Annotated in this window: 12 protein-coding genes; 3 read left to right on the forward strand and 9 right to left on the reverse strand. The window is 68.5% G+C overall.

Translation table 11 applies throughout. The features are described 5' to 3' along the window. Positions 1–18: 18 nt before the first annotated feature. Positions 19–1,794, reverse strand: a complete 1,776-nt coding sequence (locus B5F70_RS02005) for an ABC transporter ATP-binding protein (protein WP_087203904.1) — start codon at positions 1,792–1,794, stop codon at positions 19–21. Continuing rightward, complete coding sequence (locus B5F70_RS02010; RefSeq protein WP_241145871.1) at positions 1,794–3,626, reverse strand: ABC transporter ATP-binding protein; 1,833 nt, start codon at positions 3,624–3,626, stop codon at positions 1,794–1,796. Before B5F70_RS02010 ends, B5F70_RS02005 begins: the two co-directional genes overlap by 1 nt. 79 nt (positions 3,627–3,705) lie before the next feature. On the opposite strand from B5F70_RS02010, the gene B5F70_RS02015 reads away from it, so the two are divergent. Further along, on the forward strand, positions 3,706–4,695 hold the full coding sequence (locus B5F70_RS02015) for an AraC family transcriptional regulator (RefSeq protein ID WP_087203905.1): 990 nt from the start codon (positions 3,706–3,708) through the stop codon (positions 4,693–4,695). Between the two features lie 108 nt (positions 4,696–4,803). On the opposite strand, the gene B5F70_RS02020 is transcribed toward B5F70_RS02015, so the two are convergent. Next, positions 4,804–5,511: an aquaporin gene (locus tag B5F70_RS02020; protein ID WP_087203906.1), complete on the reverse strand. Its 708-nt coding sequence runs from the start codon at positions 5,509–5,511 to the stop codon at positions 4,804–4,806. A gap of 139 nt (positions 5,512–5,650) precedes the next feature. Further along, positions 5,651–6,949: a methylated-DNA--[protein]-cysteine S-methyltransferase gene (locus B5F70_RS10970; RefSeq protein ID WP_275532069.1), complete on the reverse strand. Its 1,299-nt coding sequence runs from the start codon at positions 6,947–6,949 to the stop codon at positions 5,651–5,653. 132 nt (positions 6,950–7,081) lie between these two features. Here B5F70_RS10970 and B5F70_RS02030 point away from each other — a divergent pair, with 132 nt between their 5' ends. Both B5F70_RS02030 and B5F70_RS02035 read left to right on the forward strand, forming a co-directional pair. Beyond that, a complete protein-coding gene (locus tag B5F70_RS02030; protein WP_256363442.1) occupies positions 7,082–7,300 on the forward strand; it encodes a helix-turn-helix domain-containing protein in 219 nt (72 codons plus the stop codon). 36 nt (positions 7,301–7,336) lie between these two features. Next, on the forward strand, positions 7,337–8,254 hold the full coding sequence (locus B5F70_RS02035; RefSeq protein ID WP_087203909.1) for a DUF5131 family protein: 918 nt from the start codon (positions 7,337–7,339) through the stop codon (positions 8,252–8,254). Between the two features lie 30 nt (positions 8,255–8,284). On the opposite strand, the gene B5F70_RS02040 is transcribed toward B5F70_RS02035, so the two are convergent. The 5 genes from B5F70_RS02040 to B5F70_RS02060 form a co-directional block, all read right to left on the reverse strand. Then, a complete protein-coding gene (locus tag B5F70_RS02040) occupies positions 8,285–8,989 on the reverse strand; it encodes a GNAT family N-acetyltransferase (RefSeq protein ID WP_087203910.1) in 705 nt (234 codons plus the stop codon). 151 nt (positions 8,990–9,140) lie between these two features. Then, complete coding sequence (locus B5F70_RS02045; RefSeq protein WP_087203911.1) at positions 9,141–10,148, reverse strand: aldo/keto reductase; 1,008 nt, start codon at positions 10,146–10,148, stop codon at positions 9,141–9,143. A gap of 46 nt (positions 10,149–10,194) precedes the next feature. After that, the gene (locus B5F70_RS02050; protein ID WP_206383478.1) at positions 10,195–10,794 is read right to left on the reverse strand and encodes a histidine phosphatase family protein; all 600 of its coding nucleotides are present in this window, start codon (positions 10,792–10,794) and stop codon (positions 10,195–10,197) included. A 121-nt stretch (positions 10,795–10,915) separates the two neighbouring features. Beyond that, the gene (locus B5F70_RS02055) at positions 10,916–11,794 is read right to left on the reverse strand and encodes an aldo/keto reductase (RefSeq protein WP_087203912.1); all 879 of its coding nucleotides are present in this window, start codon (positions 11,792–11,794) and stop codon (positions 10,916–10,918) included. 68 nt (positions 11,795–11,862) lie between these two features. After that, positions 11,863–12,732 carry an aldo/keto reductase gene (locus tag B5F70_RS02060; RefSeq protein WP_158094903.1) on the reverse strand — a complete coding sequence of 290 codons (870 nt, stop codon included), beginning with the start codon at positions 12,730–12,732 and terminating at the stop codon, positions 11,863–11,865. Positions 12,733–12,874: the final 142 nt, after the last annotated feature.

The raw sequence follows: 12,874 nt of genomic DNA on the forward strand, positions 1-12,874 counted from the left end.
TTCCTGCGAGCCGCAGCGCTACAGCGTCCAGGTGGAGGACTCCGCCTGGAGGCGCACCATGCGTGCGAAGAGGCCTCCTTGCGCCAGCAGCTCGGCGGGCGCGCCCTGCTCGACGACGCGGCCCCCGTCGAGCACCACGATCTTGTCGGCCGCTTGCACGGTGCGCATGCGGTGGGCGATCACAATGACGGTCTTGCCGGCGAGCAGACGGGACAGCGCCCGCTGCACCTCCGTTTCATTCTCGACGTCAAGCGATGCGGTCGCCTCGTCGAGGAGCACGATCGGCGCGTTCTTGAGCAGGGCGCGCGCGATGCTGATGCGCTGGCGCTCGCCGCCGGAGAGCTTGGATCCGTTCTCGCCGATGAGGGTGTCGTAGCCCTGGGGCAGGCGGCTCACGAACTCGTCGCAGTTCGCCGCCCGGGCCGCGGCGAGTACCTCCTCGTCGGTCGCATCGCGTCGACCAAGGCGGATATTGCCCATCACGGTGTCGTCGAAGAGCGTCACGTCTTGGAACACGACCGAGAAATCCCCGAGCAGCACCTCGGGGTCCACCGTCGAGACGTCGACGCCGCCCACCGTCACGGTGCCGGAGCTTGCATCCCAGAGCCGGCAGCTGAGCCTCGCGCAGGTCGACTTGCCGGAGCCCGACGGCCCCACGAGTGCGGTAACCTCGCCCTCGCGCGCGATGAAGGAGACGTCCTCGAGCACCTTCTCGCCGCCGCGTTCATAGGAAAAGCCCACGTGCTCGAACACCACGTCGTGACCGACGGGGTCGTACGCCGCGCCACCCACCGCCAGGGGCTCATCGAAGAAGCTCTTCATGCGCGCTGCCGCGGTGCGTGCCGAGAAGAGCTCGGCGATGAGCATGAGCGCCTGGTCGAAGGGCGCGTAGATGCGACTCACCACCAGAAGGAAGCAAAAGAGGGTGAGAAAGTCACATGTGCCCTCGAGCACCAGCCCGGCGCCCGTGAGCAGCGTGGTGGCAAAGCCCAGGCGCAGCACGATCTGCGCGCCGTTGACGGCGAGGCCGCAGGCGAGCTCGCCGCGGATGGCGGTGCGCTCCGCCGTGTCGACGCTCTCGTAGATGTGCTCGAGATAGCGCTCCTCCTGATTGGTGGCGCGCACCTCGCGTACGCACTCGAGCGCCTCCTGGATGAACTCTGAGGTGCGAAGTCCGGCCATGCGCGTCTTGTGCATGAGCGGCTGGAGGCGGGAGCGCACCCCGAAGAGCATGAGCAGCGCCACCGGCCCCGACCACATGGATGCGACCGCGAGCCGCCAGTCGAAGGCAAGCAGGCACGCGAAGGCGATGGCCATGGTGGCGTAGGCGCCGTAGAGTTCGGGCAGCACGTGGCTGTAGGCGTGTTCGGTGGTCTTGACGTCACCCATGAGCGTTTCGGTAAGGTCGGCGAGATCGCGCCGCCCAAAGAACGAGAGCGGGAGCTTGCGCAGGCGCTCGGCCAGCGCGATGCGCTGCCTTCCGCTCTCTTTGTAGATGACGCCGTACTGGTAGTAGTAGGCCAGCCGTTCGCACGCAAAGAGGACGGCAAGGTAGACCGCGATTGCGGCCGCCCAGCCCGCAGGGTGGACCGCAAGCGGGTCGAAGCGGAGCTCGCCCCAGGGGCCCAGCTCCGCCGTCCCACCGGTGAGCCGCGCCGCGATCGCGCTCATGATGACGTAGGTGAACCCCACGCTCGCAAAGACCACGAGGTTGGAGACGGTGGTCCAGATCGCCCCCAAGCGCACGTTTCTCACGCCCTCGTCGGTGAGGGCGTACTTCTCCTTGATCGACATCAGCGCCCGCTCCCTTCGGTGCTCTTGATCTTCCAACTTACGGCCTGCTCGTAATCGGCCCACATGCGGGCGTAGAGGCCGCCTGCGGCCAGCAGTTCCTCGTGCGTGCCCTGCTCGACCGCGCGCCCGCGGTCGAGGACGATGATCCGGTCGGCGCGGCGGACGGTCGAGAGCCGGTGGGCGACCATGAGCACGGTGCGCGACGTACCGTCCCTCCCGCGCGCGAGACGGCCGAAGGCCGCTTGGATTTTTGCCTCGTTCTCGGGGTCGGCGAACGCCGTGGCCTCGTCGAGGACCACGATGGGCGCGTCCTTCAAGATGGCGCGGGCCAACATGAGCCGCTGCGCCTCGCCTCCGGAGAGGTGCGCGCCCGCCGCGCCGTACACGGTGTCCACGCCGTCGGGCAGCTTCTCGATGATGTCCTGGCACTGCGCCGCCTCGAGTGCCGCCATCACCTCAGCGCGCGTCGCCTCCGGACGCGCCGCGCGCACGTTTTCGAGTATCGATTGCGAGAAGAGCCGGTTCGTCTGGAAGACGAAGGCCACGCGGTCCATGAGGTCGGCGGGATCCATGTCGCGGACGTCCACGCCGCCCACGAGGACGCGCCCCGCGCTCACGTCCCAAAACCGGGGCACGAGGCTCGCCGCCGTGGTCTTGCCGCCGCCGGAGGGTCCGATGAGCGCCACCGTGGAGCCGGCGGGAATCTCGAAGCTCACCTGGTCGAGCGCGGGCTCGTCGGCACCTGTGTAGGTGAAGCTCACGTTCTCGAAGCGGATGGCGTTGTCCCGTGGGACCCGCGGCGTCGCGGGCGCCTCGATCACCGGCGCGGCGAGCACCTCCTCCACGCGCGCTATGGCGTCGGCTGCCGACTGGAACGCCTCGGACATGAACATCACACGGGTCATGGCCGTGGGGATCACCGCCGAGAAGATCGCGTAGAAGGCGAAGTTCGCGGCGAAGCGCGCAAGGTCATGCTCCCCCGGTGCGAACAGCACCGCCACCGGCACGAGAAATGCCGCCGCCGCGCTGATGACGGTGAGCGAGAGCGACTGAGGGGTCTGACACCACTTCACGGCGTAGTCCTGTGCGAGTCGCGTGAACTCCTCGATGGCGTCGTGGAACGCGCGGAACGAGTAGACCGTCTGCTGGAACACCTTGACGACGGGGATGCCGCGCACGTACTCGGTCCCGGTCTTGTTCATCTTCACGAGCGAGCCCATGTAGCGCGTCATGAAGTCCATGCCGCGCCCTCCCATCATGTAGAACATGCATGCAAGGGAGATGACGACGGGGATGAGGCACGCCGTGCCCAGCCGCCAATCGAAGAGGAAGAAGAGTGCGAGCATCCCGACGATCATCGCTACCGAGCCGGCCGTGTCGGGCAGTTTGTGGGCGAGCAGCCCCTCGGTTTCGAGGGCGCAGCCGTCCACCACCCGCCGGAGCGCACCCGAGGCGTGCGTGTCGAAGTAGCCAAGACTCGTGTGCATCAGATGCTCGACCGCACGCTTGCGCATGGCGGATGCGCAGCGGAAAGCTGCCAAGTGCGTGCACATGAGGCCGGCGAAGTAGAGCGCGATCGACCCCACGGCGAGGCCGAGAGCCCACCATCCGTACGAACCCACCGCGGTCGCCTCGCCCCATCGGGGTGCGACGGCGATCAGGTCTCGGGCGACGAACCAGATGCAGATATACGGCCCAAAGCCGACGAGCATCGAGGCGGCGGAAAGGGCGCAGCCCAGATACGTGAGGCGGCGCCTGGTGCCGGCGAACGCGAGCAGGCGGGCGATGGGGTGCGGTGCGCGGACGGAGCCGTCCCCGGAATCGGTTTCCATGAGAACCTCCTAACACTTGTTCCGGTACGCCGGCTACCGTATCATACGAGTAATCCAAGGCTAACTATTGGAGGGGAGTTTGGGACGAATTCGAAACGCTGCCGCGCACGATCCGCTGAGCGACCTGTACCTGCCCCAGATCGAGCAGTTCCGCATTCCTCTCGTCGAGCGAGGCGCCGCGCTGACGGGCTCCGCATCGCACGAAGACGCCGACGCCCGGGTGGTCGTGTACCGCATGGACGCCTTCGGGGTGGTGACCTCGCACCGTATCCGCGTCAAGCGCGCCATGCCGTTTGTGGAGCGCGGCGTCCCGGGCCTGTGCGTGACCACGCTCTCGGCAGACAGCCTTGCGCTCTGCCCCGTGGCGCGGTCCGGACGCCCCCGAGCGGCGGGCAACGTGGCCGTGTTCGGGCAGGAACGGTATGAGCGGAGCTGCCCGTTGCGTGCGGGAAGCGTGCAGGATGCCGTGTCGGTCACCCTGCTGCCGGATTGGTTTCGCCGATGGGAGGGCCCCTCGGAGGCGGCGGCGCTCAGGCTGATAGAGACCGCCGCCGAAACCTGCGTCAACGGGCCGGAGCGCTCGCTCGATGCCCTGTTGCGCTCGGTGACGCCGCTCTTTGGCGGCGCGCTCGCCGACGAGCGCAGGCTATTCCGGTGTGTGGAGAAGGTGGCGGCGCTCACGGTCGCCTGGTATGTGGAGCGCGAGCGCGCTGAGGCGGCTTGCGGCACACTCGGCCAGGCGCGGCTGGTCCGTGCGGCGCGCCATCTGGTGCTGCAGCATCTGCAAGAGGACCTCTCGCTCGCGCGTATCGCCCACGACCTCTTGGTAAGCCGGACCCGGCTTTGCGAGGCGTTTCGTCGCGAGACGGGGGAGGGGCTGGGGTCCTACGTGAAGCGGGCGCGCATGGAGCGGGCGGAGGCGTTGCTCGCGGTGGGGGCCGTGCCCGTTGCCGAGGTGGCTCGCGCGGTCGGGTACGGCCGCACCGCAAGCTTCACCGTGGCCTTCGAGCGCGCCCACGGCTGCTCTCCGAGTGCGTGGCGGCGCTCTTCACGTGTCGTACGGCCGTAGCGCGCCCGATCGGCACCATAAAGCGGCCCCGACCGCAGGTGCGATCGGGGCCGCTTGTCGGCGCTGCGCGGTGCGAGACGGTTGTCCGCGCGATGCTGTTCGGTGCGGTTAGGCGGTCTTCTTCTTGAAGAAGGAGAAGATGCCGGCGGCCAGGGCTGCGCCCGCGAGCGGGACGGCGATGAAGACCCAGACCTGGCCCATGGCGGCGGCGTCACCGCAGAGGGCCATCACGAGCGCGGGGCCGAAGCTGCGCGCGGGGTTGACGGAGGTGCCGGTCAGCGGGATGCCCATGATATGCACGAAGGCGAGGGTGAGGCCGATGATGATGCCGGCGTAGGGCGCGGTCTTCTCGTTGGCGGTGGATCCGAGCACCGAGAGGACGAAGACGCAGGTGAGGATGACCTCCACGATCACGGCGCCCACGGCGGTGAGGCCGGTGGAGGAGAGCTCGCCGTAGCCGTTGCACCCGAGGCCCGTGGCGAGCACGCCGCCGAGGTCGGCGAGGTCGATAACGAGGGCGAGCGCCGCCGCGGCGACGATGGCGCCTGCGAACTGCGCGAACCAGTAGCCGATGAACTCCTTCTGGCTCAGGCGCTTATCGAGAAGAAGGCCGAGCGACACGGCGGGGTTGATGTGGCAGCCCGAGACGTCACCGATGACGAAGGCCATGGCGATAATCGATAGGCCGAAGGCGAAGGCGATGCCGAGGTTGCCGAGCGCCGCCCCGGCGACGGCGGCGCTGCCGCAGCCGAAGAACGTGAGGGTGAAGGTGCCGAGCGCCTCGGCTGCGTACTTCTTGAGAGAGCTTGCTTCCATGTACATCCTTTCGTAGGCAAACCCAGCGGCAGGCGCATGTGCGCCGCCGCACACAGGGTTGCTATCGTACGTAAGGACGCGGGCGATGTCATCGCTTTCGCCCGGCTCTCAATGAACCGTTGAGGCCTCTGCTCGAGGGCTACGAGGCTTCTTTGCGCCCCTCGAGCGCAAGCAGCGCCCGCTTGCGCTCGAGTCCGCCCGCGTAGCCGGTGACGGCGCCGTTTGCGCCGAGCACCCGGTGGCAGGGGACGATGATGCTGAGCGGGTTGCGCCCCACCGCCCCGCCGACGGCGCGCGCCGAGGTGCGCGTGCCGAAGCGCTCCTCGAGCTCATGGGCGAGCGCTCCGTAGGTGGTCGTTCCCCCGTAGGGGATGGCACGCAGGAGCTCCCACACGCGCTGCTGAAACGGGCTTCCCAGAAGGTGGAGCGGCGGCAAGGGCGGCAGCGCCTCCGGTGACGTGCCGGCAAAGTAGGCGTCGAGCCAGGCGCGCGCCGCTTCGAGCGCGCTGCGGGCCGCGTCCACCGTGCCGTTTCCCGTTGTCGGGGCGGCCTCGGTGCGCTCGGTGTCGCCGAGTGCGCGCCGCGTCGACCCGAACTCGCCGAAGTGCGCCTGCCCCTCAAACCATGCGCCGGCAAGGCCCTGCTCGTCGGCGGCGAGCACGAGGGGGCCCAAGGGGGATGGGTAGGTTGCGGTAATCACGGGTCTCTCATCTGTCTTCTTCTGGGCCTTCGGGCTCGTCTCGGTGCGCGCGCCGGCTTTGCCGGGGGCGCCGGCGCCGCGCGCGGAGGGGCGCTTCTTTGGGCTTGCCGGCGCTCGGTCGATGAGGTCGGGCAGCGCGCCGCCCGCGATGGCCCACAGGTAGAGGCTCGCCGTGCTGCCAAAGGGGGAGTAACGGCGCCGGTACCGGGCGAAGAGCCGGGGCGTGATGCGGCGGTGGTGGTAGAGCATGCGGAGGCCCCGCTGGATGGCGAGGTCGTCGTAGGAGAGGACATCCGGCCGCTCCAGGCAGAAGAGCAAGATCATCTCCGCGGTCCAGCGGCCGACGCCGCGGATGGTCATCAGCTGGGCGATGGCCTCGTCGTCGGGCATCTGGCGCACCGCCTCGAGGTCGAGGGCGCCCGTCGCCGCGCGCTCCGCGACATCGACGAGATGGTCCGCCTTGCGATACGTCATGCCGAGCTCCTGGAGCGCGTCGCGCCCGGCGCCGCGGACCGTCTCGGGCGTGACCTCGCCCAGGCGCTCCCGCATGCGCGCCCAGATGGTCGCCTGCGCTTTGGTGGAGATCTGCTGGCCGATGATATGGTGCACAACCGACGAGAAGAGGTCGGGGTCGACGGTGCGCCGCACGGGGCCGATGCGGTCGATGGCGTCGGCGAGGCGCGCGTCGCGCGAGCGCAGGTGGGCGAGCTCGCGTTCGCCATAGGTGAAGTACGCCACGGTCTGCTCCTCACAAGCGGGTGCCCATGGTTGAGATGGCGTCTTCATCATAATCGTTTGCCGGGGCGCCCCGTGCGCCGGCGGCCCTAACCGAGCGCGCCGATCACGGCCGCGGCGTCGCCGTCAAGGAGGATCGGGGAGCTGCAGCGAAGCGTCGGCCATGTGTCGCAGAAGGTGCTCACGAGCCAGCTGCGCGCCATGGAGGCGGACGGTCTCGTGCACCGCGAGGTGTTTGCCGAGGTGCCGCCGCGCGTCGAGTACTCGCTCACGCCCCTGGGGCGGAGCCTCGAGCCCGTTATCGAGGCCCTCAGGGTGTGGGGCGAGGGCTTCAAGGCCCGCATGGGCGCGTGAGGCCCCGGGGCAACGAGCATAGCCGGGGGTAACCGCATGCACGATATCTGGAACCCGTGGCACGGCTGCACCAAGGTGAGCGAGGGCTGCGACCGGTGCTACATGTACACGATGGACCGCGCCCGCGGTCTCGACGGCGCCCTCGTCCGCAGGAACGCGAGCACGTTTCGCTATCTGCTTGCAAAAAACCGCGACGGCAGCTTCAAGGTGCGCGCGGGCGAGCTCATCCGCATCTGCATGACGTCGGACTTCTTTGTGGAGGAGGCCGACCCGTGGCGCGCCGAGGTGTGGGACATCATCCATGCGCGTCCTGACGTGCGGTTCTTCATCCTGACGAAGCGTCCGGAACGCATGGCGTCGTGTCTGCCCGCGGATTGGGGCGCGGGCTGGAAGAACGTGATGCTGAACGTCACGGCCGAGAACCAGCGCCGGGCCGAAGAGCGCATCCCCATCCTGCTCGCCACGCCCGCTCGCCATCGCGGCATCATGTGCGCGCCGTTTCTGGGACCCGTCGACGCGGAGCCCTACCTGGCGACAGGTAAGATCGAACAGGTCATCTGCGGAGGGGAGAATTACGACGGCGCGCGGCCCTGCGACTTCGCATGGGTGCAGGCGCTCTCTCGGCAGTGCCGTGCGCACGATGTGACGTTCGCCTTCATCGAGACGGGAAACGTGCTGGTAAAGGACGGGCGCACCTACCGGTTGCGCGGCAAGGCGCTGCAGGCGGAGCAGGCGTACAAGGCAGGTGTCGCGCACCGCGGGCGCCCCATCGTCTGGGAGCTCACCGATCCGTTGGGTATGCCCGTGCCGGAGGAGGAGCTCTACCGGCCGCGCTACCGGGCGCGCTGCCGCCTGTGCGGGAGCCGTCTCATCTGCAACGGCTGCGCCAACTGCGGGCAGTGCGGCGAGGCAGCCGTCCCCCTCATGACAGAGGAGGAGCTGGCGCAAGCGTAGCGGCCCCCGCCCTTCGCACGCGGTGAGGCGCTATCCGCGGTCGCGCGCCGCGAGCGGCACGCGGTAGACGTACATCTCGGTCGGCAGGGCGGCGAGGTCCCGGGGGCCGCGGCGGTGGGCGGCGACGCGGGCGAGCCCCAGGCGCTCGTAAAAGGGCCAGTCGCAATCGGTGTCGGTGCAGAGGAACGCGTGCGCGGCCCCGCCTTGGGCAAGGAGCGCCTCCATGCGGCCGAGGAGCTCCCGGCCGATCCCCTTGCCGCGCGCGGCGGCGCCCACGGCAAGGAGCACGACCTCGGCCGCTCCGGCAAGGCCCGCTTGGGCGATGAGCGCGCGGTTGATGTCCTCCGCGGCGCGCCGATAGGCGTCCCATCGCGCCGCCGCCTCAGGATCGAGCCCGCTGAGCGTGCGGGCCGCCCGCTCCGCCTCGGCATGCCAGGGCCCCGCCGGGGCGGGCGCACCCGTGCAGCCGCAGCAGACGCCGACGGGTGCGCCGTCAAGCGTCGCCACCAGATGATGGGTCGAGCGGTCGAGGCAGCACAGCACGTCGTGCAGCCCCTCGAGGTGCGCATAGGCGCCCGCCGGGGCATCCGTGTGCCAGAGGTCGCGCAGGATGTCGGCGAGCGCGGGGAGGTCGGCGGCACGGGCCGGCCGCAGCTCGAGCGCGGCGGCACCGTGCGTCCCGTGGATAAGGGCGGGGATGCGGGGCGCCTCGTTTGTCCGGGCGGAGTGTTCCATGGTCCCTCCTGTGGTGCGGGTGCCGCGACTATAGCAGCAAGCGCGCAGCCGCGGCAAGTGCGCGGCCGCGCGCCGTGCGCGTTTAGGTATTGAGCATCAGAACGCGGGGCGCCTGGTGGAGGTCACGAGGGCGACTGGCGCGCTTCAGGCGTCAGCGGTTCCAGTTGCGCATGCCGTCGCCGTCGAACTCCACAAAGCCGCGATGCCCGGCGACGGGGAGCGCACCGAGCGTCCGCTCGAGGTCGGCGAATTCAACGTCGGTGAGCTCGACATTCCAGGCGCCGAGGTTCTCGAGGATGCGCTCGCGGCGCTTGGAGCCGGGTATGGGCACGACGTTGTCCCATTTCCTGAGCATCCAGGCGAGCGAGATCTGCGCGGGCGTGGCGCCCTTGGCGGCGGCGACCTCCTGGAGGAGCTCCACGATGGGGCGGTTCGCCGCGATGTTCTCGGCACTCAGCTGCGGGACGAACTGCCGCACGTCATCCACCTTCTCGAAGGCGGTGTCGCTCGTGACCTTGCCGGAGAGCAGCCCGCTCGCGATGGGCGAGAACGGCACCACGCCGATGCCGTGCGCGGCGCAGTAGGGGATGACGCGCTCCTCCACCCCGCGCTCGACCATCGAGTAGATATTCTGCACGGCGGTAAGGGGCGTGACCGCGTGCGCGGACGCGATGGTGTCCACGTCGACCTGCGAGAGGCCCCAACCTCCAATGAGGCCCTCGTCGATGAGACGCCCCATGGCGGCGGCAACGTCTTCGACGGGGATGGCGCGGTTCACGCGGTGGAGGTAGTAGAGTTCCACGCGCTCTGAGCACAGGCGCTCGAGCGAGGCCTCGAGATGGGCGCGGATGGTCCCGTAGAGGCCGTCTTGCGCGACCTCGTCGACGTCAAGGTGGAGTTTCGTGGCGATAACGACACGGTCGCGCACGTCCGCGAGCGCCTCGCCGAGCAGGCGCTCGTTGTGCCCGCGGTTCTCGGGCACGAGGTTGGGGCCGTAGGCCTCGGCTGTGTCGAAGAACGTGCAGCCATAATCGTAGGCGGCGCGGATGGCCGCGATGCTCTCGTCGTGCGCGGGAATCTGCCCGTATCCGTGGGAGAGCCCCATGCACCCCATGCCGATGGGCGACACCTCGAGCGTGCCCAGAAACCGGCTCTTCATGGCATCCTCCTTCTGCCCGCGATGCCGTCTGCCCCGCGGGCGCAGTCTATTCGTTGGGATTTATGAGCTCGAGCGCCTCGAAGCGCCCGGTGGCGGCGTCGAAGTCGTAGACGGTGATGCCGCAGTTCCCGATGCGCCGCCCGTCGCCGCGGAGGCGCTGCTCCGCCTCGGGTCCCTGCGCTCGCAGGAACTGGGCGACTGCGGCCCCATGGCTCGCCATAAGCACGTACTCGTGCCCCGGGCGCCGCATGAGGTCGGTGATGGTCGTGACGAGGCGTTCCCGGAACGCCATCTCCCCCTCGCCGCCGAAGGGCACGTAGAAGTCGCCGTAAGGAAGCGGCGGGTTCACGTCCTCGGTAAGACCCTCAAACGTACCGAAGTTCCACTCTTTGAGGCCCCGCACCCGCTCATAGGGGAGGTCCGCCTGGCCGCCCTCGGCAAGGACGAGCTCCAGCGTGTCGACGGCGCGCTCCGAGGTCGAGCTGTACGCGTGGTCAAACGTCACGCCGTGCTCTGCAAACCATCGGCCCGCCTCGCGTGCCTGCGCGATGCCGGCCTCGGTTAGGGGCGAATCGCACCAGCCCTGCTTGCGTTTGAGTACGTTGAAGAGCGTCTGCCCATGACGCATGAGATAGAGTTTTGCCACGGTTCCGTTGCCTTTCAGTCATCGCGGTCGGTTGAGGGGCATGGCGGGCCTCCCCCGGAGACGATTCCCGGGCGATGTCGGGGGATGCGCCCCCGGAGGCCCCGCCTCCCCGTTACGCGCGCTAGTATAGCGTACCGCCGCCGAGCTGCTGTTTCTTTACGAGCTCGCCGAGCAGCCAGCCCACGGTGCTCGGGTCGAAGTGGTCGAAGATGCGCGGGAAGCTCGGGTCCTCGAGCGTGGCGAACGCGGCCAGGTCGTCGGCGTCGAGCGCAAAGTCGAAGACGTCGAAGTTCTGCTCTACGCGGTCGCGGTGCACCGACTTGGGGATGACGACGACGCCCTTCTGGATGAGGGCGCGGAGCGTCACCTGCGCGGGGGTCTTGCCGTATTTGGCGCCGATCCGGGTGAGCACCTCGTTGGTGAAGATGCCGTTCTGACCCTCGGCAAACGGGCCCCACGCCTCGTGCACCACGCCGTAGCGCTCCATAACCTCGTGCGCGGCGTCCTGCTGGCGGAAGGGGTGCGTCTCGATCTGGTTGACGGCGGGCACGACCTCGGCGAGGGTGCAGAGGTCCACCAGGCGCTCCGGATAGCAGTTGGAGACGCCGATCGCGCGGATCTTGCCGGCGCGGTAGGCGTCTTCCATGGCGCGGTAGGCCCCCGGGTAGTCGCCCATCATCTGATGGAGCAGCATAAGGTCGATGTGGTCGGTGCCGAGCTTTTCGAGCGACTCGTCGATCGAGGCGGTCGCGCGCTCGTAGTTCATCTGGGAGACCCAGACCTTGCTGGTGATGAAGACCTCGTCGCGCGGGACGCCGCTTTGGCGGATGCCCTCGCCCACGCCCTCCTCGTTGCCGTAGGCCTGGGCGGTATCGATCAGGCGATAGCCCACCTGAAGCGCCTCGGTGACGCATCGCGCCGTCTCCTCCGGCGGCGTCTGGAACACGCCGTATCCGAGCATGGGCATCTCGACGCCGTTGTTGAGCCTTACAAACTCCATGGTGCTTCCTTTCTGCGCTCTGCGGTGCACGGTGGCGGCAAGACGGGCCCGGCCCGCCTCGCCGGGGGCTACGCCTGCTGGGAGTAATCGTTGGTGGCGAGCACGAACGCCGGCGCCTGCTCGGGCACGTGGTAGTAGGGGTGCTGCGGCAGCGCGTTCACGCGCGCCATCTCGTCCGCGGTGAGCTCGAAGTCGAAGATATCGATGTTGTCGCGCATGTGGTCGGCGTTGAGCGTCTTGGGGAACGTGACGTTGCCCTCCTGGTAGCTCCAGCGCAGGATGACCTGTGCGGGGGTCTTGCCGTACTTCTGGGCGAGCTCCGCGAAGAGGGGCTCGGCCATGAGGTTGGCGTCGCCGTGGCCGAGCGGGTACCAGCCCTCGAAGACGACGTCGCCAAGACCGCGCTCAGCGAGCGCCGCCTTGAGCTCGTGCTGGTTGCAGTACGGGTTGATCTCTACCTGCAGCACGGCGGGCTTGATGGTCGCGACGGCGAGGATCTCGCCGATCTTGTGGATGGGGAAGTTCGAGAGACCGATGGCGCGCACTTTGCCCGCGCGCACCGCCTCCTCCATCGCCTTCCAGCCGGAGACGTAGTCGCCGTAGGGCTGGTGGAAGAGCAGGAGGTCGACGTAATCCATATCGAGGCGCTGGAGCGTGGCATCGATGTCTCGCCCGCACTGCTCGTAGGGGTAGCTCTGCGGGAAGAGCTTCGTCGTGACGAAGAGGTCCTCGCGCGCGACGCCGGACGCCTTGATGGCGCGGCCGACCGCGACCTCGTTGAAGTACGCGTTGGCGGTGTCGATGTGGGTGTACCCCGCGGCGAGCGCCTCGGGCAGGTGCTTCTCGACCTCGGCGGAGGTCATCTGGAAGACGCCGTAGCCCATGGCGGGGATCTCGGTGCCGCTCGTTAAGGGGAAGGTCGGTACGTTGGTGGACATGGTCGATCCTTTCTCGTGCGCGCCCGGGAAAAGCGCTTGCGTCTGTATGTGCATAGCATTGCATCCAAAACCGAAGTTGTACAATGCAAAGGGAGGTAAGTTATATGCATGTCATGCATATAGGGAGCGGCTATGAGAAGCG

The sequence above is a fragment of the Collinsella sp. An268 genome (assembly GCF_002159765.1).
In the GTDB taxonomy this organism is placed as follows: domain Bacteria; phylum Actinomycetota; class Coriobacteriia; order Coriobacteriales; family Coriobacteriaceae; genus Coprousia.